At 71.6% G+C, this 23,855-nt stretch carries 25 protein-coding genes; 17 read left to right on the top strand and 8 right to left on the bottom strand.

What is annotated here, in order from left to right; genetic code table 11:
* Positions 1–159: 159 nt before the first annotated feature.
* The 5 genes from ACIQWA_RS07120 to ACIQWA_RS07140 all read left to right on the top strand — a co-directional run bounded on the left by ACIQWA_RS07120 (position 160) and on the right by ACIQWA_RS07140 (position 3,509).
* The gene (locus tag ACIQWA_RS07120) at positions 160–972 is read left to right on the top strand and encodes a ferritin-like domain-containing protein (protein ID WP_402479198.1); all 813 of its coding nucleotides are present in this window, start codon (positions 160–162) and stop codon (positions 970–972) included.
* Positions 969–1,784 (top strand): ferritin-like domain-containing protein, encoded by an 816-nt coding sequence (locus ACIQWA_RS07125; RefSeq protein WP_402479200.1) that lies wholly within the window; start codon positions 969–971, stop codon positions 1,782–1,784. Before ACIQWA_RS07120 ends, ACIQWA_RS07125 begins: the two co-directional genes overlap by 4 nt.
* Before the next feature lie 88 nt (positions 1,785–1,872).
* On the top strand, positions 1,873–2,250 hold the full coding sequence (locus ACIQWA_RS07130) for a cupredoxin domain-containing protein (RefSeq protein WP_402479203.1): 378 nt from the start codon (positions 1,873–1,875) through the stop codon (positions 2,248–2,250).
* Positions 2,251–2,285: 35 nt separating this feature from the next.
* Entirely contained in the window at positions 2,286–2,726 is a 441-nt protein-coding gene (locus ACIQWA_RS07135) for a hypothetical protein (RefSeq protein WP_402479206.1), read from the top strand.
* A 180-nt stretch (positions 2,727–2,906) separates the two neighbouring features.
* Positions 2,907–3,509, top strand: a complete 603-nt coding sequence (locus ACIQWA_RS07140; RefSeq protein ID WP_402479208.1) for a sigma-70 family RNA polymerase sigma factor — start codon at positions 2,907–2,909, stop codon at positions 3,507–3,509.
* Between the two features lie 800 nt (positions 3,510–4,309).
* Here ACIQWA_RS07140 and ACIQWA_RS07145 read toward each other — a convergent pair.
* From ACIQWA_RS07145 to tatA, 3 genes are all read right to left on the bottom strand, one after another.
* On the bottom strand, positions 4,310–4,687 hold the full coding sequence (locus tag ACIQWA_RS07145) for a hypothetical protein (protein WP_402479211.1): 378 nt from the start codon (positions 4,685–4,687) through the stop codon (positions 4,310–4,312).
* 85 nt (positions 4,688–4,772) lie between these two features.
* Positions 4,773–5,606 carry a twin-arginine translocase subunit TatC gene (tatC, locus tag ACIQWA_RS07150; RefSeq protein WP_402479213.1) on the bottom strand — a complete coding sequence of 278 codons (834 nt, stop codon included), beginning with the start codon at positions 5,604–5,606 and terminating at the stop codon, positions 4,773–4,775.
* Positions 5,607–5,690: 84 nt separating this feature from the next.
* The gene (gene tatA, locus ACIQWA_RS07155) at positions 5,691–5,957 is read right to left on the bottom strand and encodes a Sec-independent protein translocase subunit TatA (protein WP_402479216.1); all 267 of its coding nucleotides are present in this window, start codon (positions 5,955–5,957) and stop codon (positions 5,691–5,693) included.
* Positions 5,958–6,381: 424 nt separating this feature from the next.
* Between tatA and ACIQWA_RS07160 the strand changes: the two genes are divergently transcribed.
* From ACIQWA_RS07160 to ACIQWA_RS07170, 3 genes are all read left to right on the top strand, one after another.
* Positions 6,382–6,699 (top strand): hypothetical protein, encoded by a 318-nt coding sequence (locus ACIQWA_RS07160; RefSeq protein WP_402479219.1) that lies wholly within the window; start codon positions 6,382–6,384, stop codon positions 6,697–6,699.
* Between the two features lie 92 nt (positions 6,700–6,791).
* Entirely contained in the window at positions 6,792–8,168 is a 1,377-nt protein-coding gene (locus ACIQWA_RS07165; protein ID WP_402479222.1) for a DUF4331 domain-containing protein, read from the top strand.
* A gap of 94 nt (positions 8,169–8,262) precedes the next feature.
* Entirely contained in the window at positions 8,263–8,601 is a 339-nt protein-coding gene (locus tag ACIQWA_RS07170) for a hypothetical protein (protein WP_402479225.1), read from the top strand.
* Between the two features lie 233 nt (positions 8,602–8,834).
* Here the strand turns inward: ACIQWA_RS07170 and ACIQWA_RS07175 are convergent, their stop codons facing one another.
* The 3 genes from ACIQWA_RS07175 to ACIQWA_RS07185 form a co-directional block, all read right to left on the bottom strand.
* Positions 8,835–8,981 carry a hypothetical protein gene (locus ACIQWA_RS07175; RefSeq protein WP_402479228.1) on the bottom strand — a complete coding sequence of 49 codons (147 nt, stop codon included), beginning with the start codon at positions 8,979–8,981 and terminating at the stop codon, positions 8,835–8,837.
* Positions 8,982–9,686: 705 nt separating this feature from the next.
* On the bottom strand, positions 9,687–10,022 hold the full coding sequence (locus ACIQWA_RS07180; RefSeq protein WP_402479230.1) for a hypothetical protein: 336 nt from the start codon (positions 10,020–10,022) through the stop codon (positions 9,687–9,689).
* Positions 10,023–10,036: 14 nt separating this feature from the next.
* Positions 10,037–11,752 carry a nickel/cobalt transporter gene (locus ACIQWA_RS07185; protein ID WP_402479232.1) on the bottom strand — a complete coding sequence of 572 codons (1,716 nt, stop codon included), beginning with the start codon at positions 11,750–11,752 and terminating at the stop codon, positions 10,037–10,039.
* A gap of 470 nt (positions 11,753–12,222) precedes the next feature.
* Between ACIQWA_RS07185 and ACIQWA_RS07190 the strand changes: the two genes are divergently transcribed.
* From ACIQWA_RS07190 to ACIQWA_RS07230, 9 genes are all read left to right on the top strand, one after another.
* Complete coding sequence (locus tag ACIQWA_RS07190) at positions 12,223–13,296, top strand: HoxN/HupN/NixA family nickel/cobalt transporter (RefSeq protein ID WP_402479234.1); 1,074 nt, start codon at positions 12,223–12,225, stop codon at positions 13,294–13,296.
* A 334-nt stretch (positions 13,297–13,630) separates the two neighbouring features.
* Positions 13,631–15,304 carry a DUF4331 domain-containing protein gene (locus ACIQWA_RS07195; RefSeq protein WP_402479237.1) on the top strand — a complete coding sequence of 558 codons (1,674 nt, stop codon included), beginning with the start codon at positions 13,631–13,633 and terminating at the stop codon, positions 15,302–15,304.
* Positions 15,301–16,062 (top strand): class F sortase, encoded by a 762-nt coding sequence (locus tag ACIQWA_RS07200; RefSeq protein WP_402479239.1) that lies wholly within the window; start codon positions 15,301–15,303, stop codon positions 16,060–16,062. The genes ACIQWA_RS07195 and ACIQWA_RS07200 overlap by 4 nt, the downstream gene beginning before the upstream one ends.
* 3 nt (positions 16,063–16,065) lie before the next feature.
* Positions 16,066–17,409, top strand: coding sequence for a tetratricopeptide repeat protein (locus ACIQWA_RS07205; RefSeq protein ID WP_402479242.1), 1,344 nt, complete (start codon positions 16,066–16,068; stop codon positions 17,407–17,409).
* 123 nt (positions 17,410–17,532) lie between these two features.
* The gene (locus ACIQWA_RS07210) at positions 17,533–17,814 is read left to right on the top strand and encodes a hypothetical protein (protein ID WP_402479245.1); all 282 of its coding nucleotides are present in this window, start codon (positions 17,533–17,535) and stop codon (positions 17,812–17,814) included.
* 336 nt (positions 17,815–18,150) lie between these two features.
* Positions 18,151–18,324, top strand: a complete 174-nt coding sequence (locus tag ACIQWA_RS07215; protein WP_402479248.1) for a hypothetical protein — start codon at positions 18,151–18,153, stop codon at positions 18,322–18,324.
* Between the two features lie 159 nt (positions 18,325–18,483).
* A complete protein-coding gene (locus ACIQWA_RS07220) occupies positions 18,484–18,687 on the top strand; it encodes an acyl-CoA carboxylase epsilon subunit (protein ID WP_402479250.1) in 204 nt (67 codons plus the stop codon).
* A gap of 646 nt (positions 18,688–19,333) precedes the next feature.
* Positions 19,334–19,975: a carbonic anhydrase gene (locus ACIQWA_RS07225; RefSeq protein WP_402479253.1), complete on the top strand. Its 642-nt coding sequence runs from the start codon at positions 19,334–19,336 to the stop codon at positions 19,973–19,975.
* Between the two features lie 421 nt (positions 19,976–20,396).
* Entirely contained in the window at positions 20,397–20,969 is a 573-nt protein-coding gene (locus ACIQWA_RS07230) for a DUF5655 domain-containing protein (RefSeq protein WP_402479256.1), read from the top strand.
* Positions 20,970–21,373: 404 nt separating this feature from the next.
* On the opposite strand, the gene ACIQWA_RS07235 is transcribed toward ACIQWA_RS07230, so the two are convergent.
* Both ACIQWA_RS07235 and ACIQWA_RS07240 read right to left on the bottom strand, forming a co-directional pair.
* Complete coding sequence (locus tag ACIQWA_RS07235; protein WP_402479259.1) at positions 21,374–22,186, bottom strand: hypothetical protein; 813 nt, start codon at positions 22,184–22,186, stop codon at positions 21,374–21,376.
* 214 nt (positions 22,187–22,400) lie between these two features.
* Entirely contained in the window at positions 22,401–23,846 is a 1,446-nt protein-coding gene (locus tag ACIQWA_RS07240) for a DUF317 domain-containing protein (RefSeq protein ID WP_402479262.1), read from the bottom strand.
* Between the last annotated feature and the right edge of the window lie 9 nt (positions 23,847–23,855).

Below are 23,855 nucleotides of genomic sequence, written 5' to 3' on the forward strand. Positions count from 1 at the left end.
CACTGGAGCCTTATTCCACATCGATGGTGATGCTGCGTCACTCGGGCGGGTGAATCCAGGTTTTTGTGGGGCGGCCGGGCAAGCCGGTGGCCCGGCCGCCCCGAAGGCATCACGTACGAGCCCGCGAACCAGTGGGCTCCGGCCTGAGACGGGAGCATGATGGCCACTGAGCACATCGACACCCGGCTGCTCGAAGAACTCACCGAGCAGTCGCAGGACCTGAACAGCGACGCCGTGAAGATCACACGCAGCGCGCTGATCGACTTCGGGCAGGCGAACGAGCCCGTGCAGCGCCGGTGGTGGCAGCGCGGCGGCCTGATCGCCGGAGCGGCCGGCATGGCCGCCCTCCTCGGCGGCACGCGCGCGTTCGCCGACTCGCCCTCGCCCTCCGTCTCCGGTTCCATGGCGGACGACATCATGGCGTTGCAGACCGCGGCGTCGATCGAGAACCTGGCAGTGTCGGTCTACCAGACCGCCGCCGGGCTGCCGTTCATCAAGGACGGCAACAAGACGGTGGCCGCGTTCATCGCCAAGACCACCCAGCAGCACCAGGCACACGCGCAGGCGTTCAACGCCGCCGCCACCCAGGCCGGCGGCCAGGCGCAGAACAGCCCGGACCCGAAGTACAAGGCCGTCGTCGACCAGATGCTGCCCAGCATCCAGGGCCCGGCGGACGTGGTGAAGCTGGCCATCACCCTGGAGGACGTGGCCGCGCAGACGTACACCAAGAACGTCTCCCAGGTCTCCAGCGCCGACCTGCGCAAGCTGTTCGCCTCCGTCGCCCCCGTCGAGGCGCAGCACCGCGCGACGTTGCTGGCGGTGCAGGCGCTGCTAGCCGGCAACGCGGCCGACCTGATCACCATCCCGGTCGACCCGTCAAAGCTGCCCGCAGCGGCGGGCAGCGTCGGCTTCCCCGACGCCTTCTACCCGACCACCAACGCTTCTCCGATCAGCGAAGGGGCCGTCAAGTGACGACCGGTACCAAGGGCGGCTGGGAGCTGCCGATCAGCGAGGGCGAACTCGCCGGCCTCACCCGCGAGATGCAGCAGGCGCACCAGGAGACGCTGCCCGTCATGCGGGCGAGCGCGCTGGACCTGACCGAGGAGATCCGCGCCCGCCAGGCCGGTGGTCCGCGCGATGCCGGTCGTCGGCGGTTCCTGCTCGGGGCGGGTGGGGTGGGTGCTGCCCTGGTGCTGGCGGCCTGCTCCAGCAGCAAGTCGGCCTCCTCCGGTTCCTCCACCGGTGCGTCGATGCCGGCCTCCGGCTCGGCGTCCGGGCAGTACACCGGGGACCTGAAGGTCGTCGCCCTGGCGACCGCCTTGGAGAACCAGGCCGTGGGCGCCTACCAGGCCGCTCTGGATGCGGCGAAGGCCGGCAAGCTCGGCACCGTGCCGCCCGCGGTCGCGGACTTCATCACCACCGCGCAGGCCCAGCACGCCGACCACGCCAAGGCGTGGAACGCGGTCCTGACGGGCGCGGGCAAGCCCGCGATCACGAACGTGCCGCTGTCCAACCAGCCGGCCACCCTCCAGGCGCTGGGCGCGGCCACCGACGTGGGCACGGTCGCCAAGCTCGCCCTGTCGCTGGAGGACCAGGCCGCGCAGACCTACCTGTTCGCCACCTACAACGTCACCAGCCCCGGCGGCATCGCCACCGCCGCCACCATCGCCCCCGTCGAGGCCATGCACGCCGCGATCCTCAACTACGTGCTCGGTCAGTACCCCGTCCCGGACGACTTCCTGCCCACCGACAAGGCCGCCAGCCCCACTCTGCTCACCGTCTGAGCAGAGCCCCGACCGGTGGGTGCCCGGGTGCGAGACGTCGACTCCCCCGCTCCCGGGCACCCACCTCCACCTCTAGTTATCGGAACGGATGTCGCCCGTGACCTCTGTACGCCTGCGCTGCGCCGTGGCCGGCGCGCTGCTGACCCTGACTCTCGGCGCCTGCTCGTCGAGCCACTCCGCTTCCCCCGGAGGGGCCGGTGGCTCTGCCGCCTCGTCCGGTACCCGGATCACCATCAAGAACTTCCAGTTCCAGCCGGCCGACCTGACCGTTCCCCCCGGCCAGAGCGTCACCGTGGTGAACGAGGACTCCACCGCCCACACCGTCACCGCCGACGACAAGTCCTTCGACACGAAGACAATCAACGGCGGAGCATCGGCCACCTTCACCGCCCCATCCACGCCCGGCAGCCACCCCTACATCTGCAGCATCCACCAGTACATGCACGCCACCCTCACCGTCAGCTGATCCGGCGTGACGAGGGCTTGGGCCAGGAGGTCCGCATGACCGGCCAGCACTCCAACCGACCCTCTACCGGGGCGATCACCCGCGCGCTCCTGCGCCTGATCGCCGCAGCCGGGCTCGCTCTGGACGCGGCCGTGCACGCCCGGCTCGCCGGGCATTACGACGCCGTCGCCAAGACGGTCAGCGAGGGCGACCTGTTCCGCGCCGAGGCAGCCGCCGCGGCCCTGGCGGTCCTGCTCGTGCTGCTGTGGCGCAGACGGGCGGGCGACCTGTTCGCACTCGCCGTCGCCGCGGCCGGCCTGGCGGCGATCCTGCTCTACCGCTACGCGAACGTCGGCGCCCTCGGCCCCCTGCCGAACATGTACGAGCCGATCTGGTCCACCGACAAGGCCACCGCGGCCTTCGCCCAGGGCATCGCCGTACTGGCCCTGTCTGTCCTGGTGATCCGCCCGGCAGACGGGCGCACCCCTGCGAGTTGAACGCCCGTCTCCACCCGCGCGTCGCTCCTCGCGCACCAGGCCGCTACACAGCGTGTCGAGACTCCCGCGGGACTGCGCCCGTTCCCGGCTGCCCCGGTGCTGCCGTGGCCTGCAACGGCTTCGCGTTCTGCGGCGATCCGTCGCCCGATCGAGCACAGCCACCCGACAGGTCGGCGCCGTATGACGCCTCGCGCATCCGGGCCTGCTGACGTCGCCGTCGAGCAGCTGCTCATGCGGGTCGCGGGCGGCGACCCGCGGGCCTTCGATCAGCTCCACGACGCGATCGGTGCCGCCCTGTTCCTGATCGTGCTGCGCGTGGTCCGCGACCGCGGCCATACCCAGGACGTCGTTCAGGAAGTCCTGCTGGAGATCTGGCGCAAGGCCCACCACTTCCAGCCGGCACGCGGCACTGCCATGGCCTGGATCGCCACGATCGCCCACCGCCGCGCCGTCGACCGGGTGCGCACCGAACGCGCCGCTCACGAGCGCGACCTGCGCGCGGCTCTGCTCGAACGTCCTGTACCCGTCGAGGACATCAGCGAGCAAATCGAGCACCTCCTTGCGCTGCAGCGGGTCCGTGACGGCCTGGACGCCCTCACCGACCTCCAACGCCAGGCCGTCGTCCTGGCCTACTACCACGACTGCTCCCACCAGGAGATCGCCGATCTCCTCCGCCTCCCTTTGGGAACCGCCAAGTCCCGGGTCCGCGACGCCCTGCTTCGCCTGCGTATGCTCCTGCACAACGACAGCTCAGGTGCCGACAGCGACGGGGAAGGCCCCTGAAGGGCCGCGTCCGCCGGATGGAGCAGCCGGTGTGCCGTCCCGGCCCGGCGGTACGTTTCGCGCGTGCACGGCGCACGCGGGGCCGGCGCCATACAGGCCCTGAGGCTGAGCGCGGTTGCGCCTGTCGGCGCCGGCCCGGAACGGCAGTGGCTCTCATGCCCACCACGGATGCGGTGGTCCACAGCCGCCCGGGCCCGCGGATGCCGGCCGGCACGGCAGCGGGCCCGGCGGGCACGACAGCGTTGAACACGGTGACCTACCTGGACATGGCGGTGCGAGCCCGGCCGGCGAGCAGCACGTCCCGCGCAGTCGGTGGAGCGCCTGGCGGACAAGGCGACGCCGCCGATCCCGGGCGACGAGGAGAAGCGAGGACCGGGCGTCCGGCCTCGGGCCACTGCTGCGAATCGCCACCGATGTGGCGGTCGACACGCTCCTGGGGGCGGCCAGCGGCACCCGTACCCGCTGCGGCACCGCCCTGACGGTCGTCGCGCCCGCGCTGGCGGCGATGGCCACCTCCGACGCTTCAACGGCGAAGCGTGAGGTCACCGACCCGCGGACCTGGAGTGCGAAGGACCGGGTCGCGGACGCTGTCCCGCACGCGGCCTACGGGCTGACCGCCGCTGTGGTCCTGCACCGCCTGAACCACCCGCAACGCAGCGAGACCCGCCCAGCAGCGCGCCGTTGCGGGCACGTGGCACCTGCATGCCCGTCCGCAGGCGCGTCAGGAGCCGACCCGGCGGTTTCCCACGGTGTCTGGGACTTGCCGAGAGATGCTCCGCTCTGCCGTGGCGGTGTCCGCGTCAGTTCTCGGGTCCCGTCGGTGGCATCAGACTAGGGGCGGCGGTCGTGCCCGGCTCGATGTCCAGGCCGTGGCGCAGGTGCTCTTCGAGGGGCTGCACGCTCTCGCGGATCTCGTGGGTGAGGCTGGACAGTTCCGGGGCGGCGGTGGTGAGGGCGCGGGCCACCAGGGCCCTGGGGTGCAGGTCCTGGGGGCGCAGGTCGGCGAACTCCGGGCCCAGGCTCTGCTTCAGCTCGTCGGTGCCGGTGCGGGCGAATGCCTGGAGGTTGCGCAGCAGCCGCATGGCGTCGGCGATCAGGGCGGGGACCTTCTCCGGCCCGAAGATCATGACGGCCAGCGCCATGAGGACAGCGATCTTGACCAGGCTCAGGTCGAGCACGTGAAAGTCCCTTGACGTTGAAGGGCGGACCGGTCCGGTGGTCCGGGTCCGCGGGTTGACCGGCGCGGTGGCCGGTAGTGCCGGGTTACCTGAGGGCGTCGGTGAGTTCGCTCGCCTCGACCGGGTGGGCGGACGGCGCGGGCGATGCCTGATCGTCGGGCAGGTCGGCGTCGGGCCGGCGGGCCTTGCGGTGGTCGTGCAGGGAGCAGATGCCGAGGGCCGCGAGGAAGAGCAGGCAGATCGGCACGGCCAGCACCAGCATCGTCAGCGGGTCGCCGGTGGGCACGACGACGGCGGCGAACACGAAGATCAGGAAGATGATGATCCGCCACCAGCCGCGCAGCCGGGCCGCGCTGACGACGCCGACCATGTTGAGGACGACCAGCAGCAGCGGGAACTGGAACGACAGGCCGAAGACGACGACCATCCGCAGGAAGAAGTCCAGGAACTCGTCCCCGGGCAGCACCAGGCCGAAGGATGCCGGCGTGAAGGAGGCCAGCAGCTCGATCGTCTTCGGGAAGACGCTGTAGGCCAGGGCCGCGCCGGCGGCGAACAGCGGGACGGCCGCGGCGGCGAACCCGATACCGTAGCGGCGCTCGCGGCGGTACAGGCCCGGCGCAATGAACGCCCACACCTGATAGGACCAGACGGGGCTGGCCAGCAGCACGCCGACGACGAGTGCGACCTTGAAGGAGAAGCTGAGCGGGCTCAGCGCGCCTTGCAGGACGAGCAGCCCGTTCGGGCAGGCCGCGGTGGCGGCGCCGATGCCGTGTACGTGAGTGATCCGGCAGGCCGGCCCGGTCAAGGCGTCCACGACCCGCTCGTGGACCGCCCATCCCACCGCCGAACCCGCCAACAGGGACAGCGCCACCTTCGTCAACCGAGAGCGCAGCTCCCGCAGATGGCCGCGCAACGGCATGACAGCACTGTGCGGATTGTCCGCCTGCCGGCCGGGGGTTCCTCGGGCTTTCACACTGACCCTTCCACGTCCAGGAGGGCGGGCTCAGCGCGCCGAGCGCGACGGCTCGCCGACAGGGGCGGGCACCGGCGTGACGATGCCGCCCTCCAGCGCCGCCGCCTCCACCCGCGGGCCGGAGGCAGCTTCCTCGCCGGGCGTGGCGCCGTCGTTCTTCAGCGCCGCCGTCTCGGCCTTCAGGATGCGCAGCGACTTGCCCAGCGCCCGCGCCGAGTCCGGAAGCCGCTTGGCCCCGAACAGCACCAGGACCACCAGGCCGATGATGACGATCTCCAAGCCACGCGTCTGGAACATTCCGACACCTCACGTCTTCTGTGCATGGCCCATGGCCGCATCGACGTTGCCCGCCGGTTCCTGGGAGGGCGGCGGGAGCGTCCTGTCGCATCCTCTTCGTGTCCCGCCAGCCCTCAGATGGGTCCCTGTGGGGCTCAACTTCCCCTTTCACCCGCTCGGGTGAGCACCGGGGCGCTGAGCTGCGGCGCAGCTGGTCCAGCCAGGTGAAGAACGCTCGCGAGCGGTTGCGCGCCGCCTTGACCTGGGCATTGCGCCGGCACTTCACTGCCGGTGACCGCCCGGCGCCTGGGGCCACGGCCGTCACCTTCAATCGCCTTTCCCGCCCACGCACTCGAGGCGGCGGGATCGTCCACCGTTGCGGACGGCAATCAGGCCGAGCCGGCGGCACGCCCAGTCACCCCACACCGATGTGAAGGAGATACCCATGTCCCCGGACACCCCCGCAGCCGACACCCCGCCCGACGGCCTGTCCCGCCGCCGTCTGATGCGCCAGGCCGCCGCCGTCGGCGCCGCCGGCCTCGCCGCGACCATCGTCACCGGTGCTGGCACCGGCACGGCCGCCGCGGCCGAGACCGCCCCCGCGGCCGATGCGCACCAGGCGCCGGTGCCCGACCATGACGAGCCGATGATCGTGCACGTGCGCGACCTGCGCACCGGCCACCTCGACCTGTTCAGCGGCGAACGCCACCAGCGCGTCCAGGACCCGGCCCTGGCCGCCGCCCTCGCCCGCGCGCTGGTCTGACCCCTCCCCCCGAACACCGGCTGGCTTCCGGCAGCTCCACCGGGAGCCGGCCGGCCACCCCTCCCTGCCCGCACACCCCCTGTGAGGTTGCAATGTCCTCCCACCGCGAAGCCCCCGAGATCTCCAAGGACCCGGTCGCCGACAGCACCGACGTCTACGCCTTCGTCAGCCCCGACGACTGCGACACCGTCACCCTCATCGCCAACTACATCCCGTTGCAGGGCCCGGCCGGCGGACCCAACTTCTACGAGTTCGGCGACGACGTCCTCTACGCGATCCACATCGACAACGACAACGACGGCCGACCCGACGTCACCTACGAGCTCCGCTTCCAGGTCGAGGTCCGCAACCCCGACTCGTTCCTGTACAACACCGGGCCGATCACCTCGCTCGACGACCCGAACTGGAACCGCCGCCAGACCTACACCGTCGCCCGCGTCGAGGCCGGCGGCCGCCGCACCGTGCTGGGCGAGCACCTGGCCTGCCCGCCGTGCAACATCGGCCCGCTCTCCACCCCCGACTACACCTCCCTCGCCAACTCCGCCGTGCACCAGCTCGACGGCGGCCGCAAGGTGTTCGCCGGGCAGCGCGCCGAGGGCTTCTACGTCGACCTCGGCTCGATCTTCGACCTCGGCACCCTGCGCCCGTTCCAGCAGCTGCACGTCATGCCCGCCTTCACCCAGCCCGCACCGGGCGTGAACACCACCAAGGCGCTGAACGTCCACAGCATCGCCCTGCAGGTCCCGATCACCGACCTGACCTTCGGCGGGCGCAAGCCCGGCGACGTCGCGGACCCGCACGCCACCATCGGCGTGTACACCACCGCCTCCCGCCGCCAGGCCCGCATCATCAACACCACCGGACACGACACCGAGTCCGGTCCCTTCGTCCAGGTCTCCCGCCTGGGCAACCCGCTGGTCAACGAGGTCGTCATCCCGATGGGGAAGAAGGACCTCTGGAACACGCAGCCCCCGGCCGACGACAAGAACTTCGCCCAGTACGTCGCCATGCCCGAACTCGCCAAGCTCCTCCCGGCCCTGTACCCGGGCGTCTTCCCCAACCTCGCCGCCTACACCAAGCCGCGCGCCGACCTCCTCGCCATCCTCCTCACCGGCATCCCCACCGGCGTCGTGCCCGGCTTCCAGAACTACACCGGCGACACCCAGGCCGACATGCTGCGCCTCAACGTCGCCGTCCCCCCGGCCGCCAAGCCCAACATCCTGGGCCTGGTGGCCGGCGACGCGGCCGGCTTCCCCAACGGACGCCGCGTCTTCGACGACGTCGTCACCGTCGAGCTGCGCGCCGTCGCGGGTCTGACCCTCCCACTGGTCGACCCCACCTTCACCCCCGACGCCGCCACCAGCGCGATCACCGACGGCCTCACCCCCGCCGACGTCAAGAACCCCTACCTGGACACCTTCCCCTACCTCGGCGTCCCCTACGACGGCTACCACAACCCGTCCAACTGACCTGCCCAGGTGCCGCGGTGCGGGTGTACGGCCACCCGCACCGCGGCTCCCTCGTGACAACCGACAGCCCGGACAGACGAGCGAGAGCCAGCCCATGACCCAGCAGCACACCCACCCGCACCCGCACGCGCCGCTGCCCGCCCCCTCCCGCGAAGGCAGCGTCGTCCTGGAGATCGGCGGCACCCTCGGGGCACTGATCATCTACACCGGCCCGGCCGACGACGGCCTGGAGATCGAAGTCAGCCCCACCGGCGACGACACCACCCGCACCCACGCCGCCGTCCGCCCCCGCCACCTCACCGCACACACCACCCACTGCGCCGTCATCTCCCCCCTCCCCGAGGGCGACTACACGATCTGGCGCACCGCGGACAACCCGGACACCACGGTCGCCGTCCGCGGCGGCGAAGTCACCGAGCACCACTGGTCGTAGCCGCAGCAGACCCTGACGCGATGCAACCCCCCGACGGCAGGACCGCGGCGGCTGACACACCCGCCCGCCGCTCGCAGGGCGGCACGCGGGAGCCCGACCGAGGCCCCCGGGCCGTACGTTCCGGGTGATGTCGCGTCGGGCCCCGGCCGCCGCCGTGGCGCGTGAGGGAAGCGAACGGCCCGGCACGGAGCCGCGCGACGAAGTGCGGCGCAGCGGTTCGTGTCCGGGGACTTTCAGGTGTCGCACTGGCCGTGGTCGGCGGGCTCGGGCAACGCCTGCGGTCGCGCGGAGATGCGTTCGACGAGCCGTTCCTCGAACCGGCCGAGGAAGAGCACCGCCCCGAGCAGGACGGGGGGTGTGAGCAGCGTGAGGACGATCATGTAAGCCTCCCAGGGGGTGGCCGTGACCCGTTCGCCTTGCCGGTCTGTCCGCAATCTAAGGCTCGAGCGGATCCACCGCCTCCCCATCCACCGCGATCCGCCGAATGTGCGTGCGATACATCGGCTGACCGCACGGCTTCGAAGCGGTCGGGCGGCGGGGTCGGTGCGATCAGCACATGCGGCTGAACGGGTGAATACCAGCTCCGGCCCCGGCCCACATCGGACCGAGCTGCGTGTCCTGGATGTGGGCCCGGCGGCTGAACAGACCATGGCCATGACTGCGGCGCAGCCGATTCTTCCGACGATGGGAGACGGGGGTTGCCCATTTCGCCGACATGCCGATCTACACCGAGCTCGTCCGTCAGTGGCGACTGGCCGGGCGGACCGCTCCGGGTGAACCGGACGCAGCCTGGGACCTGCCAGCCGGTGCACCGGGCGAGCGGTTGGCGGTACCACCCCGGTGCCCTCTCCTGGCTGTTCCCCGGGCCCAGGGCTCGGGTCGTGGAGACGGATGAGCAGCCTGTCGGTGGCGAGCCTGTTGGCAGACTGGGTGCCTGTGACACCGAGCCCGCGTGGCAGGAGCGCCCACCAGTCCACCAGCGGTGCGACATGGTCAGATAGTTGGCTCTTCGGGGGTGTTCGGAGCGGGCTGCCTGGGGGGCTGGGTCTTGCCGCAGGCGCGAGCGGGGTGAGAGGTCGGTCCTCTCACAACTTTCGGGGTGGCGCGGGGACTCGTCCGGAGTCGCCGCCGAGTGCGGTGTAGAGGTCCGTCCAGTGGCGGTCGGTGCTGGTAGGCGGTTTGCCGTCGCAGTAGGTCTTGGCACCGTTGGCGGTGTAGTAGCGCATCATCTCCAGGATGGACAGGGTGTCGGCGCCGGTGCCCGCGGTGTAGCGGTCGGCTGGTTCCTTGGTCTGGTGGACCAGGCAGCTCGGGGAGGGCGTGTCCGCCTGGGCGTTCAGCGCCCCGCGGGTGGTGGCGCAGCCGGTGAGGAGGGCGGTGGCGATCAGGGCGGCGAAGGTGAGGGTGCGGCGCGGTGGCATGTGGGGCTCCTGAGTCACAGGACGGGCGGAAGGCTGCGGGCCATCAGACCGAGTCCGACGGCCAGGACGAGGAGAGCGGTGAGGACTGCGGTGTGCGGGGCGAGGCGCCGGAGCATCCGCAGCGCGGGCCGGTCGGCGATGTGGCCGAGGCGATCGCCCAGGCGCACCAGGAGCAGGCCCACGGCGGTGAGGGTGGCGGCCATGCCCAGGCCGTAGGCGACCACGAGTCCGGCGCCGAAGACGGTCCGGCCCAGAGAGATGGCTCCCAGGAGGACGACGAGGGCCGAGGGGCTGGGGACCAGGCCGCCGGCGATGCCGAGCCCGATCAGGCCGCGGGTGGAAAATGGCTGGGCGTCGGCGCAGATGGGACCGTGGGTGTGGTGGTGGCCGAGGAGCCCGTGCCGGTGGCCATGGCCGTGGTGGTCCGCATCGGCGCCGTGGTCGTGGTGGCTGTGCGGGAGCCCGTCGTGGGTGTCGGAGTGCCCGGTGTCGCCCCCGCGACCGAGGTCGTGGCCGTGGGAGTGTCCGGGCCCGTGTTCGTGGTGGTGGTGGTGTGGAGTGTGGCTGTGTGCACCGTCCGCGGCGGGTTCGATTCCGGCCGCGCCGATCAGGGCGGGTTCTCGGGCCGGGGGCGCCGGGATGCCGGCGGCAATGTATCGGTGTCCCCGGCGGGTACGGCGCACGGCATCGGTGAGCAGGCCCGCGCCGACGAGGGCCACCAGGGCGCCGCTGGTGACGCCGAGCCAGGCGATGACGGTGTCGCCGGCCAGCCAGGAGAAGGTGGTGAGGCACAGTCCGATGATCAGGACGCCCGCGGTGTGGGTGAGGGTGACGGTGGCTCCGACGGTGATCGCGTCGCGCGTGCGGCCGCGGCGTCCGGCAAGGTAGGCGGCCATCACGGTCTTGCCGTGGCCAGGCAGCAGCGCGTGGCCGGCGCCCAGGACGATGGACAGCACGATGGCGAGGACGCCGACCGGCACGGTCAGGCGTTTCGTCCCGGCCAGCGACGTCAGCTGCCGGGAGAGGGCTTCCATGCGCGCGGTCAGCCCGTCTCCCGGCCGTGCAGCGGGGCCGGCGGCTGCGGCGGCGTCCGTGTCGGCGCCCGGGGCTGCGGTGAGGTCTGCGCGGGTGTCGCCGCGCGGGGTGGACAGCAGGTCGCGGGGGTAGGCGCGCAGTTCGTCAGAGGAGGAGGTCGCGGGGACGGTGGAGCGTTGCAGGTGCGTGCCCTCGCCCCGCGCGGTGATCTCGTTCCAGCCGACGCGGGTGGTGTCCGCGCCGGTCTCGACGTGAAGTGTCACCCGACCGTCGGCAAGGTCGAGGGGCGCGGAGAGGTGGCACTCGAGGCGGCTGGTGCGAAGGCCCGCCTGGCCGCTCTGGTAGTCGAAGGTGGCGGAGCTGACGGTGAAGGCCAGGCGCCGGGGGGTGGTGACGGTGAGTTTCGAGGCCGTGTCGGCGCAGCGGGCACGCGCCCAGCCAGCGCGCTCGTTGTCGTCGGCGGTGCCGTTGCCATCGAGGTCGACGCGAGGGGCGTCCTGCAGGGTGGGGATCTCTGCGGCGTCGGTGATGGCCAGGGCGTCGATCCGGTCGGGGTGCACGGTGAGGCCGGTGTAGTGGTTGATGGAGAAGTTCCCCAGCGGGTGCGCCTGGGCTGCTGGCGCGACGGCGGTGAGCAGCCACAGCGCGCCTGCGGCCACAGCCGCCGCTCTGCGCAGGGTATGACGCTCTGTCATGCGGATCTCCAGGGTCGGCGTGAGCGGTCGGGGCCGACCGGCTGGGATGTGCGATGTGCGACCTGTCGTCGGTGCCCGGGAAGGCGGGTTCGCTTGCCGCCGACACTCGCGCGGGCTGCGGGGGACGCCCCTGATCACATTCCGTGCGTGCCGGCCCGGGCGCGCGAGGTGGAGGGCAGAGGTCACCCGCAAGGACCACGATCGCCGTCCGGTCGGCCCACGACAGGGAGTCAGGCAGCAGCCCCCGGGGGGCGTACGGGATGCGGCGTACTGCTTCCTGAGCGCCCCTCAGATGCGCCAAGCACACCTGCCGCAGCCTCTCTGTTGCGCATAGTGTGCAAGTAGGGGAGTCGAGCGGCTGCGGCTGTGCCGCCCCCGGGGACGAAGGACGGGTACGCATGGCTGTCACCGCACCTCCCACCTCTGCCACTGTCCGCGCGCGGGGACGTCTTGGTCGCCTGCGCGCGCTGATGACCCGCGCCGAGTGGCGGCGCTTCGCCGCCATGTTCGTCTTCATCGCGGCCCTGCACGTCGTCGGCTGGTTCACCCTGGTCGCGGTGGTCGCACCGAGCCACTACAGCCTGGGCGGTCAGTCCTTCGGGCTGGGCATCGGCGTGACGGCCTACGTGTTGGGGATGCGGCACGCCTTCGACGCGGACCACATCGCCGCGATCGACAACACCACCCGCAAGCTCATGGGGCAGGGCAAGCGTCCGCTCTCGGTGGGCTTCTGGTTCTCGCTCGGGCACTCCAGCGTCGTGTTCGGGCTCACCTTCCTGCTCTGCCTGGGCGTGAAGTCCCTCGCCGGCCCGCTGCGGGACGACACCTCCCAGCTGCACAAGGTCACCAGTCTGATCGGCACCGCCGTCTCGGGGACGTTCCTGTACGTGATCGCCGCCATCAACCTGGTGGTGCTGGCCGGCATATGGAAGGTCCTGCGCCAGATGCGCGCCGGTCACCTGGACGAAGCCGCGCTGGAGGAGCAACTCGACAAGCGCGGCCTGATGAACCGTCTGCTGGGCCGGGTGATGAAGTCGATCGACAAGCCGTGGCAGATGTATCCCATCGGGCTGCTGTTCGGCCTCGGCTTCGACACCGCGACCGAGGTCGCCCTGCTGGTGCTGGCCGGCTCGGGGGCGGCGACCGGGCTGCCCTGGTACGCGATCCTGTGCCTGCCGGTGCTCTTCGCCGCCGGCATGTCGCTGCTGGACACCATCGACGGCTCGTTCATGAACTTCGCCTACGGCTGGGCGTTCTCCAAGCCCGTGCGCAAGATCTACTACAACCTCACCATCACCGGCCTGTCGGTGGCCATCGCGCTGATCATCGGCACCGTGGAACTGCTCGCGCTGCTCGCCGACAAGCTCGCCCTGCGGGGCGGCTTCTGGGACTGGATCTCCGCGCTCGACCTGAACACGGTGGGCTTCGCCGTCGTGGCCCTGTTCGTCGTGACGTGGGTGCTGGCCCTGCTCGTGTGGAAGTTCGCCCGCATCGAGCAGCGGTGGAACAGCGACCTGGGACCCGGTGCGGCCAAGGAGGACTAGCGATGGCGTGCCCGCCCGCGCTCGCCGAGCGGGCACAGCAGGGTGCGGGCATCACGGCGATCGAAACCGGGCGCGGCAGTAGCCGGCTGCCGCAAGCGCCGGTCTGCCACCCGTTCGGCGCCCGCCGCCGTCCCGGTCGGCCGACCCGCGTGGCGCAGGCGCCCGGTTTCATGGTGGTTTGTAGAGAGCTTGAGTCGCACAGCGGACGAACTGTCAGGCCGCTCGGCAGTCCGTCGGGCGGAGCCCAGTTCCGTGTGGGCTTCGAGCGTCGACCGCCCCTGACCGCCGTGCCCCTGTCCCGGGCGCGGGCGGCTGCACCGGAAACGGATGGCCCATGTCCCACCCTCGCCCTACCCGCCGTACGAACTCCACCCGCCCGGCCGAGCGCCTCCTGGCCGCCATAGGGACGGTGGCCCTGGTCACCGCAGGGACCCTGACAGGTCTGACCCCCGGCGTCAGCTCCGCCTCCAGCCACCGCGAGGCGCCCCTGATCGCTGGCGACCCGAAGGCCGACAACACCGATGTCTACGCCTTCACCAGCCCCGACAAGCCGGACACCGTCACGCTGGTGGCGAACTGGATCCCCTTCGAGGAGCCCAACGGCGGCCCGAACTTCTACCCGTTCGCGAACGACGCCCACTACAACATCAAGATCGACAGCCAGGGCACCGGCAAACCCGACACCACCTACACCTGGACGTTCAGCGACCACATCCGCGACGACGCCAACCAGTTCCTCTACAACACCGGCGTCGTCAAGTCCCTGGACGACCCGAACCTGAACTTCCGCCAGACCTACACGCTCACCGTCACCGACGCGAGCGGGAACACCAAGACCCTGGTCAAGGACGCCCCGGCCGCACCGTCCAACGTCGGCAAGGCATCCATGCCCGACTACGCCTCGCTGCGCCAGCAGGCCGTGGTCGCACTGCCCGGTGGGGGCACCACCTTCGCCGGCCAGGCATCCGACCCATTCTTCCTGGACCTGCGGGTCTTCGACCTGCTGTACGGCGGCAACCTCTCCGAGACCGGACACAACACCCTGGCCGGCTACAACGTCAACACCATCGCCCTGCAAGTCCCGAAGAAGGACCTCGCCCTCAAGGGCGACGCGACCCGCAACCCGGTGATCGGCATCTGGTCCACCACCGACCGCAAGGGCGCCGTCGTCGCCGACTCCCGCACCAACAGCGCCGACAAGGGCGGCGAAGGCAAGGGCGGCGAGGGCACCGGGGCGAAGGACAAGGGCGGCGAAGGCGGTTGGCACCAGGTCTCGCGACTGGGCAACCCGCTGGTCAACGAGGTCGTCGTCCCGCTGAAGTACAAGGACGCGTTCAACGCACTCGCGCCGGCGGACGACCACACCGTCACCCCGGTCGTCGACAAGGTCAAGGACCCGATCGTCCCCAAGCTCATCCAGAGCATCTACGGCATCCCCGCCCCGGCGACCCCACGCAACGACCTGGTGGAGATCTTCCTCACCGGGATCTCCAAGAACTCCGGCGGCCCGATCCAGGCCGACCTCAACTCCCAACTCCTCAACGCCGACGTGAGCAAGGACAAGTTCACCCCGGCCGAGGAGCTGCGCCTGAACATGGCCGTGCCGCCGACCGCGAAGCCGAACACCTCCGGCGTGCTCGGCGGTGACCTCCAAGGCTTCCCCAACGGCCGCCGGCTGACCGACGACGTCGTCAACATCGAGCTGCAGGCACTGGAAGGCGCCGCACAGACCGGCAAGATCGTGCCCGCCCTGGCCAACGGGGACGGTGTCCACACCCCCTACCGCCAGCCCGGCGCCACCTTCCCCTACGTCGCGCTGCCCAACACCGCCGCCGTCAACCAGGCCGACGACCTCCACCCCGGCGGCGGCATCGGCGCCGGCTTCGGCGGTATGGCCTTGGGCGGCCACCGAGCCCCAGTGGTGGCCGTGGCCGCGCTGGGTGGCGGCGCCGCCCTGGCCGGTGCCGGATTCCTGGCCCTGCGCCGCCGGCGCGCCAACCAGGCATGACCAGCTCCCACGAGCGCGGCCGTCCGCTCTCCTTCCAGGAGGGCGGACGGCCGCGGCGCGCCGTTCGGCGCGGGCGGGGTGCGGCGCTGGTGGCAGTGTCCGCGGGGATGGCCCTGGTGGGAGCCGGAGCGAGCGCTCTGCTCGGCGTCGGGCCTTCCGCGCCGGTGACGTCCGCACGGCCTGCCGCGCGCGCCGACGTCGGCGCCCTGCCCACTTCGCGCCCCACCGACGACCCCTCGCCCGCAACCCCGGCCGCTGCCGCGGCGCCGCTGCGCATACGGATACCCGGCATCGGCCTGGACAGCGACCTGACCGACCTGCAGGTCCAGCCGGACGGCCACCTCGCCGCGCCACAGGACCCCGGCCAGATCGGCTGGTGGAAGGACGGGCCCCGCCCCGGCGATGCGGGAGCCGCCGTCATCGTCGGCCACCTCGACTCCCAGACCGGACCCGCCGCCTTCTACGGCCTGTCCACGCTGCACCCCGGCGACACCATCGGCATCGACCGCGCCGACCACACCCACGTCGACTTCACCGTCCAGGCACTGCGCCAGTACGACAAGGACGCCATCCCCGACAACGAGGTCTACGCCACCGGCGGCCCACCACAACTGCGCCTGATCACCTGCGGCGGAACCTACGACCGTCAGCAGCACGAATACCGCGACAACCTCGTCGTCTACGCCACCCTCACCCCCGCGCCCAGCGCACACCCCACAGCCACAGCATCACCCTCGACCGACCGAAGCGGGAACTGACCCATGCCCACGCGCCGCCGCCACCTCGCCCGACCAACCGCCCGCTCGGCGGCCGTGACCACAGCCCTCGGCATCGCCCTGTTCCTCGCCGGCGGCCTCGGACTCTCCCCCTGGACGGCAACCCCCGGCGACCGAACTTCCCAGCCGGCGGGCGACGCGGCACCCGCCGGCGACCCGCTGACCGCCGACATCACCCACCTCCAGGACCAGCTGCGCCGCCAGCCCCAGGACCCGCAAGCCCTGGCCACCCTCGGCCTCGACTACGTCCAGCAGGCCAAGAACACCGCCGACCCGACCTACTACCCCAAGGCCGAGGAAGTGATCCGACGCGCCCTCGACCAGAAGCAGCCCGACGACTTCACCGCCATGGGCGCGATGGCCGCCCTGGACAACGCCCGCCACAACTTCGCCCGAGCCCTCGGCTGGGCCCAACGCGCGGTGGCCGCCAACCCCTACAACTCCGCCCTCTACGGAACACTGGCCGACGCACTCACCCAACTCGGCCGCTACGACGAAGCCGCCCAAGCCGTCCAGCGCATGGTCGACCTGCACCCCGGCACCCCCTCACTCTCCCGCGCCTCCTACGTCGCCGAACTGCGCGGCGACACCGACACCGCCCGCCAGGACATGAGCCGCGCCCTCCAGGACGCCACCGGCCCCGCCGACCAGGCATTCACCCACTACTACCTGGCCGAACTCGCCTTTAACAACGGCGATGCGGCCACCGCGCTCGCGGAGACCAGAACCGGTCTGGCCGCGGACCCCGGCTACACCGCCCTCCTCCAGGCCAAAGCACGAGCCGAGGCAGCCCTCGGCGACACCACCAGCGCGCTGGCCGACCTCACCACCGCCACCCAGCGCGTCCCGCAACCCGAATACGTCCTCCAACTCGGAGACCTCTACCAGTCACTGGGACGCACCCACGACGCAGAGCAGCAGTACCAGCTGTTCCGGGCTGAGCAGAGGCTCTTCACCGACAACGGCGTCACCCTCGACTCCGACGCCGCCCTCTTCGAAGCCGACCACGGCAGTCCCGACCAGGCCGTGACCATCGCCGAGGCCGGCATGAAGAGCCGCCCCTTCCTCGACACCCACGACGCCCTCGCCTGGGCCCTCCACAAGGACGGGCGCGATCACGACGCCCTCGCCGAAGCAGACCAGGCCCTGGCCACCGGCGCCCGAAACGCCCTCTTCCACTACCACCGCGCCATGATCCTGGCCGCCCTCGGCAACACCACCGCCGAACAGGCCGACCTCAGCGGCGCGTTGGCGATCAACGAACACTTCCACCCCCTGCACGCACCCGAAGCCAAGACCACCCTGACCAACCTCTCCGGCCAGCGGTGAGCCCCTGACCGCACACGGGCCGCCTTGAGGATCATTTGACTGCCTCAACTCGGCTTTCTTTTAGCGGAGATGATTCCCCGCTGGACGTGCCGGAGGGCGACGAGCTGTCGGACGCTGCGCCAAGTGCTGACCCTCACCCAGCTGTCGCGCGCGGCACTGGCCGAGCGCCTGAAGACGCCGCGCTCCCACGTCGAGGCCGTCGAACACGTGATCATGGCGAAGGGCGCCGACTCCCCGATCGGCCCCGTCGAGCTGTCACGCCGCCTCGCATGCACCAGCGCCATCGGAACCGAGGCGGTCAACCGGCTTGTCACCGAAGGCCACCTGACCCGCGTCCCCACCCCGGCGACGGACGCCGCCGGGTCCTGGTCGTCACGACAGCGAGTTCCGGCACGTGATGGGTGAACTCGCCCCGCTGCTCCGCCTCCCGTTCCACGCCCCCGGACGACCTCGACGAAGCCGAATGGGCCGCGGCGCACCGCCGCCTCGAACGCGTGGCCGCCGCCAACCGCCACCGCCTCCCCACCGGAGCCAGCGGCCCGGCCAGCGGGTAGCCGCACGCGCGCCCTCAACGGCCACCCGGGTTTCCGTCTTCGCCGTGTCGGCGCACACGCTTCGACTCCAAGGCGCCATCCTTGGCCGATGGCCCCTCCGTCCTCCCGCAGCCGTCGCCGAACCCGCGCCCGGATGCTGGGCATCTCCCTGGCCCAGCTCGACGGCCCTCCACGACCCCTCCCGCCTATGCCCGCCGAGCCAGTGCCGGCCCCGCGGCGCGAGGAGCACGCGCAGCACCTCACGCCCCGCAAGGACTGCTGCCAGATGGTCACCGAGCGCCGCGTCGCCGCCGGGGGCACGGTGATGCTGCTGCACCGCCACCAGGTGACCTGCCCGACCTGGGGCCGGCCCGACATGTAACGCCGCTGCCACCCTCCACCCCGGCCCGGCCGCGCGCGGAGCCGTCCGGTCGCCGGGCCGTCGCGGCGCCAGTAGCGTCGACACCACGGGTTCAGTGTCGCCCCCGCACCCGGCGACGCGGGCCCCGCAGCAGGATCCGGCAGTGCCGAAGGAGTTCGCATGACCGCCGACAGGTCTTCCACCGGCGTGCCGCTGCTGTGCGTGGTAGCAGGCGGTCCCAGTGGCGAGCAGCTCGCCGCAGTGATTGCCCTGTCACTGGTCAGGACCACTCCCGCGCCACCTGCTGTTGTCCGCGACGAGCGCTCGCGCCGCCGGGCCGACTGGAAGCACAGGTACCGCTCCCCGGGCAGCTGGCGTACCTGAGCCCGGCACGCCCCGGTCGCCTCCAGGCGCAAGCACCTGCCAACCGGGCGGCCTCCCACGTCCTGGACCGCCGCCCGTGAGCTGCTCACCGAACCGGCGGTCCAGCGGATCATCGCCGACCTGGAAGAGGCCGGATACGTCACCGGCCACCGCCGCGGCAACCGCTACCAGGTCGAGACCGCGCACCCTCTGCGGCACCCCGCAGACGCGGGAGCAACCGTCGCCGACCTGCTCGCGGTCTTCGCGCCAGGCCCGCCTACGGCCACCGCCGGGACACCCGGCACCACGACCGGATGCACGGACGCCTGAGCCCCACACCGCCGCCAGCCTGGGCCCTCAACGGCACCGGCCCGGCGCACGGCTCGGCGGGCCGGTCGCTATTTAGTACCCCCGTGCGGTGGGCTCGAGCGGCGTTCAGGCCCGGGCACCGAAGCGTCCCCACGAAGCCGGGGCCCGGGCCTTCCACGTCACCACGCCCCCACGCGCGGCGATCACTGACGGTATATCACCGCCTGCTGGACCCGCCAGGACGGGAATCCGGCCACGGCTGCCCGTGGCCGGGGCCTGGGCGGGTGTGCTCCGGGGTACTCATCCGGTCGGCCAGGCCGACCGGACCGACCGCGCGGGCGGGCCGTAGGCTGCGGGCATGAGCGATTCCACGGTCTTCACGCCCCAGGACGCCTTCGAGATGCTACTGGCCGGCAACCAGCGGTTCGTCGAGGGCCGACCCGAGCACCCGAACCAGGACGCCGCGCGCCGCGCCGAGACCGCACCCGCGCAGACCCCGTTCGCAGTGATGTTCGGCTGCTCCGACTCCCGCCTGGCCGCGGAGATAATCTTCGACCGCGGCCTGGGCGACCTCTTCGTGGTCCGCACCGCCGGACATGTCGCCGGGCCGGAGGTACTGGGCAGCATCGAGTACGGAGTGGCCGTGCTGGGCTGCCCGCTGGTGGTCGTCCTCGGGCACGACTCGTGCGGCGCGGTCGCCGCCGCCAGGGCGGCGGTCTCCGACGGCACCGCGGTGCGCGGGTACGTGCGCGACATCGTCGAACGAGTCACCCCCAGTGTGCTGGCCGCCCGCGCGGCCGGGCGAACCGAGGACGCCGACTTCATCGCCGAGAACGTCCGGCACACCGTCGACCTGCTACTGGAGCGCTCGCACACCCTCGCCCGCGCGGTCGGGACGGGCGCCGCGGCTGTGGTCGGCCTGTCCTACCGGCTCGCCGACGGCACCGCCCACCTGGTCACCGCGCGCGGCCTGGACATCGCGGCTGCCGCCGCAGTGTGACCGCGGGCGTCAGCTCAGGCCGGGCGGGATCTGGCGCAGGTCCCGGCCACTGAACGCGCCCCCGCGCAGCAGCAGGGGTTTCCGTCATGGTGCGTGCAGAGTGTGGCGTTCCGCTTCGAGCGGCCGATCTGGCCGGGCGGACGCAGCGGCTAATTCCGGCTGCTCCGCCCTTCGCCCGGCCTCCCGATCAAGGAGAAACCTGGGCAAAGATCCCGAAGTAGTGGCAGGTTCCCAACAAAATGCGCGGGATCTGGCCCCTATCCCCCCCGCATCTTGCACGAGAGTGCCAAGTAGACTCGGCTAACTCCGCGTTGCGTACCGTGCAGAACTGGCAAAACAGCAGCTCAGAAAGCCGATGGAGTGCCGTCTATCGGAAGCGGTCACAGTCGAGCGGCGGCTGGGAGCGGAAGCCGCCGAGCGGGTGGACTGGAGCCGCCCGCGGGTGGTCTGCATCGCGGCGGAGTACACCCGCTACGACCTGGTGGCTGCGGGCATGTCCCACCATCGGATCGACATGGTGGTCTACCGGCGCTATGGGGACGACCTGGTGACGCTGGAGCTGGCGGTGTCGATCGCCGGCGGCTGCGGTTCCCTGGCGGTTGGCCGGTCGGAGCGGACACGGCTGGCTTCGTCCGTGCGCCGGACGGTCAGCGACGTGCTGTCGCAGGTGGGCGGTGAGGTACGGGAGCTGTACGACGAGTTGGACGCCCGTCTGCTCGACCTGGGCGAGGGGCACTCGGTGGAGCTGCAGCACTACGTCGCCTACCGCCGCCGGCGGAACTTCGCCTGCGTCCGGGTGCTGGCGCAGGCCCAGGCTCTGGTCGTCTTCCTGCGCGTCGACCCGACGACGGTCCAGCTGGTCCCGGGCTGGACCAGGGACGTCCGGAGAATCGGGCACCTCGGCACGGGCGAACTGGAGGTCCGGATCGGCTCGATGGAGGATCTCGACCGGTCAATGGCACTGCTTCGGACGAGCTACGCCGCTGCGGCGTAGTCCGTCAATGGCGATGGGCCGTACCCCTTTGCCGGGTACGGCCCATCGCCGTTGTTCGGCCCGCTCCCCGGAGGGCTGGGGCCGCGGGGCTGGCCCTGGTGTTCAGTGGCGTGCCGGGCGTACCAGGGCGATGGTCAGCGCCGGCGCAGGCGGGATGATGAGGGTGGTGCGGTGACGGGCGGCTCGCTCGCCTGCCCGGCGGGGGGCGGATTGAGGGCCTGCTGGATGTGGGCCCGGCGGGCAGCCCAGCGACTCAGGTCGCGCTGGTAGGTCCGGACTTCCTCGCCTCCGACAACGCGCGGGTCTGGTGCGGTGGGCTGGCGGTCCTGGGGGTTCGGCTGTTCGATGGTGGTCCTTTGCATCAAGAGGTAGGGACTCCGGGCGCAGGCCCGAGTCGAGCGGGGTCAGTGTTCTTGGTCGTGCTGCGACTCTCGGGCCAGCGCGGTGATCAGGGCGCGTTCACGGACGAAGTCGGCGTGCACCTCGGGCTGGTTCGGGCCGAGGGCTTCGAGGGCGCTGTCGATCGCCGTGAGAGCTTCGGCTCGGCGCCCGAGCATCCGCCAGGCAGTGGCGGTACGGAAGAGCATGATCGGGTCGCCGTCGTTGAAGGTGGGCCACGCGGCCAGCTCCAGGATCCGCTCGGCCTGGTCGGGTAGCCCGTCACCGAGCCAGAGGCCGTGGAGCAGGGCGTGGCAGACCTGGGGGTTGTCACCGGCTTCGGCGAGGCTGCGGTCCATGGCGTCGAGAGCACCGCGCGCGGAGCTTCCGAGGAGGGCGAAGGCGGCAAGGGCGCGGGTGTACGGATCCCAGTGCGCTCGCTCGCTTCCCGATGCCTGGTTGACCAGCTGCTGGATGCTGCGGCACCGGAAGTCGAAGCGCAGGCCGGCGAGGTGGAGGTGGCGGAGGGCCTGGGCGTGGGTGCGGTCGGTGCCGGGTTGGGTGAGATGGTCGATGCCGGTGATGTGCAGCAGCGCGCTGTTGCGCCGGCTTCGGCCGTACCACATGAGGTGGTTGGCCAGGGTGGCGCTGGTCTGCCAGTTGGCGTGGGCGCGGCTGAGCCACCGGGCTGCTTCGCCGGTCCAGGGTCGGCCGGCGTCGATCTCGCGCTCGATCAGCGTGCGGACGGCGGCGAGGGCAGCTTCGCGGAGGTCGTCTCGGGCGACGGCGATGTTGAGGGCGCTGTACCCGCTGGGGCGGTCGAGGAGGCCGCGGATCATGATCTGTTGGGTCTGCGGGTAGGCGGCGGCCCGGGCGATCCGCTCGATGGTGTGCAGGTCGGCGCTGGTGTCGTGCAGGTCGGCTCCGTTTGGACGGGGGGTTCCGTTCGCCGGCTTCGTGTCGGCCGGGGCGGGCTGGTTCTGGGTGCGAGGGTGGCTGTTGGTGCTGGGGATGGTCGGCTCCGGGAAGCGGTGGATCTGGTGACCCAGCTGGTCAGCGGGTCCGCCGTGGTCCGGGTGGGGGCGGTGCCGCTGGTGCGGTGGCTGGCTGCGTGGAGGGCAGCGGGGTGGCCGGTGCGGATCGGGCGGCTGCGCGGCGGGCGGCCAGGTGGTGCTGGGGTGCGGTGCCGGTCCGTGTCGGCTGGGCAAGACGGTCGGCTTCCCGGGCTGCTGCGGTGATCAGGAAGGTCGGGGTGTCGGGGCTGAAGGTCGCGCTCCACAGGGCGGGCGGGTCACCTCCGTCGAGCGTCCAGGCTTCAGCCAGCGGCACGATGTCCAGGGAGCTGGGCTCGCCCCGCAGGACCGACCACAGCTTCACGCCGGCGGGGCTGGTGCTCGACCGGTCCCGGTGGGGGAGGTCGCTCTTGTGCCAGCCCGACAGGCGGAGTTGGGCGTGGGCGAGGGCGGGGTCTCGGCTTCCGGGGACCGGATCGGGCCGGTAGCGGCGGTGCGGGGTGAAGCTCGGCTCGGGCGAGGTTTCGAAGTCGACCCAGACTTCTTCGACGTCGAGCCGCTGGAGGGCGTCGGCGAGCGCGGCGGTGACGGCGGCGACGACCGGCGTCGGGGTGTGCGTGGTGAAGCGGGCGGTCCAGGAGATGCGGTCCTCTTTACTGCTGCTCCATGGGGGACCGTCGCCGGTCGCGGTGATGGTCCAGGGGCTGGTCCAGCGCTGGTCGGGTCGGTGCTCGGGTGTGTGGGCAACGCTGACACGGCCGCAGGGGCTGTGCAGGCTCATGTTGCCGAGTTCGTCCTCGGTGAGGCGCCAGTCCCGCAGCGGCTCGACGGCGAGGGTGGGGTCGGCGGTGTCGATGTCGGCGCGCGCCGGGGTGCTCTTGTCGTCCCCGGCGGAGGGGACGGTGAACACGACGTCGCGGTACGGCCGCGGGATTTGGTGGACCCTCCGCGTTGCCGGCTTCGGCGCGGTGGCGGCCATGAGTGTTGCGGTGATCAGGTGTGCGGGGGTGTGCCGGGAGAAGTCCGCCTGCCAACCGCAGGCCTCCAGCGGGCCGGCTACTCGGCCGGCGACGATGGTCGTCGCGCCGGGCTCGGTGTCCGGGGTGGAGTACCAGGAGCCATCGACGCGGTGCCACAGGTCGATGCTCTCGACGGCCGGATCGGGGCTCTCGGCGTGGACCTGGTCGCCGAGGAGGACGGTGTCCCATCCGGCGCGTTCGACCGCGTCGAAGATGCTGCGCAGGTCGGTGGGGCCGGCGACGGCGGCGAGCCGGTCGCGCTGGAGCCGGGTGGTGAGGTGGACGAGGGTGTCCGTGACGATTTCTGCCGGTGTGCCGCTGGTGAACGTGGCCGTCCACGTTGGTGGTGCGGTCACGAGCGGATGATGGCTGATCTGCCAAGCGGTGTCGCCGTCGTGCTCGGCCGCGACCAGGAGGATGTCGTACGACGGGCTGGCCAGTCCGGCGCCGGACGGGTGCCAGTCCACCGGGCGCCA

Origin of the sequence: Kitasatospora sp. NPDC098652, assembly GCF_044760155.1 — a bacterium.
GTDB lineage: Bacteria > Actinomycetota > Actinomycetes > Streptomycetales > Streptomycetaceae > Kitasatospora.

What these genes read in the sequence shown, in the direction of transcription:
- ACIQWA_RS07165 (WP_402479222.1), top strand. Translation starts at nt 6,792, where the DNA reads ATGTCCTCCCACCGCGAAGCCCCCGAGATCTCCAAGGACCCGGTCGCC.
- ACIQWA_RS07235 (WP_402479259.1), bottom strand. Translation starts at nt 22,186, where the DNA reads ATGATCCGCGGCCTCCTCGACCGCCCCAGCGGGTACAGCGCCCTCAAC.
- ACIQWA_RS07130 (WP_402479203.1), top strand. Translation starts at nt 1,873, where the DNA reads ATGTCGCCCGTGACCTCTGTACGCCTGCGCTGCGCCGTGGCCGGCGCG.
- ACIQWA_RS07175 (WP_402479228.1), bottom strand. Translation starts at nt 8,981, where the DNA reads ATGATCGTCCTCACGCTGCTCACACCCCCCGTCCTGCTCGGGGCGGTG.
- ACIQWA_RS07195 (WP_402479237.1), top strand. Translation starts at nt 13,631, where the DNA reads ATGTCCCACCCTCGCCCTACCCGCCGTACGAACTCCACCCGCCCGGCC.
- ACIQWA_RS07180 (WP_402479230.1), bottom strand. Translation starts at nt 10,022, where the DNA reads ATGCCACCGCGCCGCACCCTCACCTTCGCCGCCCTGATCGCCACCGCC.
- ACIQWA_RS07185 (WP_402479232.1), bottom strand. Translation starts at nt 11,752, where the DNA reads ATGACAGAGCGTCATACCCTGCGCAGAGCGGCGGCTGTGGCCGCAGGC.
- ACIQWA_RS07120 (WP_402479198.1), top strand. Translation starts at nt 160, where the DNA reads ATGGCCACTGAGCACATCGACACCCGGCTGCTCGAAGAACTCACCGAG.
- ACIQWA_RS07190 (WP_402479234.1), top strand. Translation starts at nt 12,223, where the DNA reads ATGACCCGCGCCGAGTGGCGGCGCTTCGCCGCCATGTTCGTCTTCATC.
- ACIQWA_RS07205 (WP_402479242.1), top strand. Translation starts at nt 16,066, where the DNA reads ATGCCCACGCGCCGCCGCCACCTCGCCCGACCAACCGCCCGCTCGGCG.
- tatC (WP_402479213.1), bottom strand. Translation starts at nt 5,606, where the DNA reads ATGCCGTTGCGCGGCCATCTGCGGGAGCTGCGCTCTCGGTTGACGAAG.
- ACIQWA_RS07200 (WP_402479239.1), top strand. Translation starts at nt 15,301, where the DNA reads ATGACCAGCTCCCACGAGCGCGGCCGTCCGCTCTCCTTCCAGGAGGGC.
- ACIQWA_RS07135 (WP_402479206.1), top strand. Translation starts at nt 2,286, where the DNA reads ATGACCGGCCAGCACTCCAACCGACCCTCTACCGGGGCGATCACCCGC.
- tatA (WP_402479216.1), bottom strand. Translation starts at nt 5,957, where the DNA reads ATGTTCCAGACGCGTGGCTTGGAGATCGTCATCATCGGCCTGGTGGTC.
- ACIQWA_RS07220 (WP_402479250.1), top strand. Translation starts at nt 18,484, where the DNA reads ATGACCGCCGACAGGTCTTCCACCGGCGTGCCGCTGCTGTGCGTGGTA.
- ACIQWA_RS07140 (WP_402479208.1), top strand. Translation starts at nt 2,907, where the DNA reads ATGACGCCTCGCGCATCCGGGCCTGCTGACGTCGCCGTCGAGCAGCTG.
- ACIQWA_RS07215 (WP_402479248.1), top strand. Translation starts at nt 18,151, where the DNA reads ATGCCCGCCGAGCCAGTGCCGGCCCCGCGGCGCGAGGAGCACGCGCAG.
- ACIQWA_RS07160 (WP_402479219.1), top strand. Translation starts at nt 6,382, where the DNA reads ATGTCCCCGGACACCCCCGCAGCCGACACCCCGCCCGACGGCCTGTCC.
- ACIQWA_RS07225 (WP_402479253.1), top strand. Translation starts at nt 19,334, where the DNA reads ATGAGCGATTCCACGGTCTTCACGCCCCAGGACGCCTTCGAGATGCTA.
- ACIQWA_RS07170 (WP_402479225.1), top strand. Translation starts at nt 8,263, where the DNA reads ATGACCCAGCAGCACACCCACCCGCACCCGCACGCGCCGCTGCCCGCC.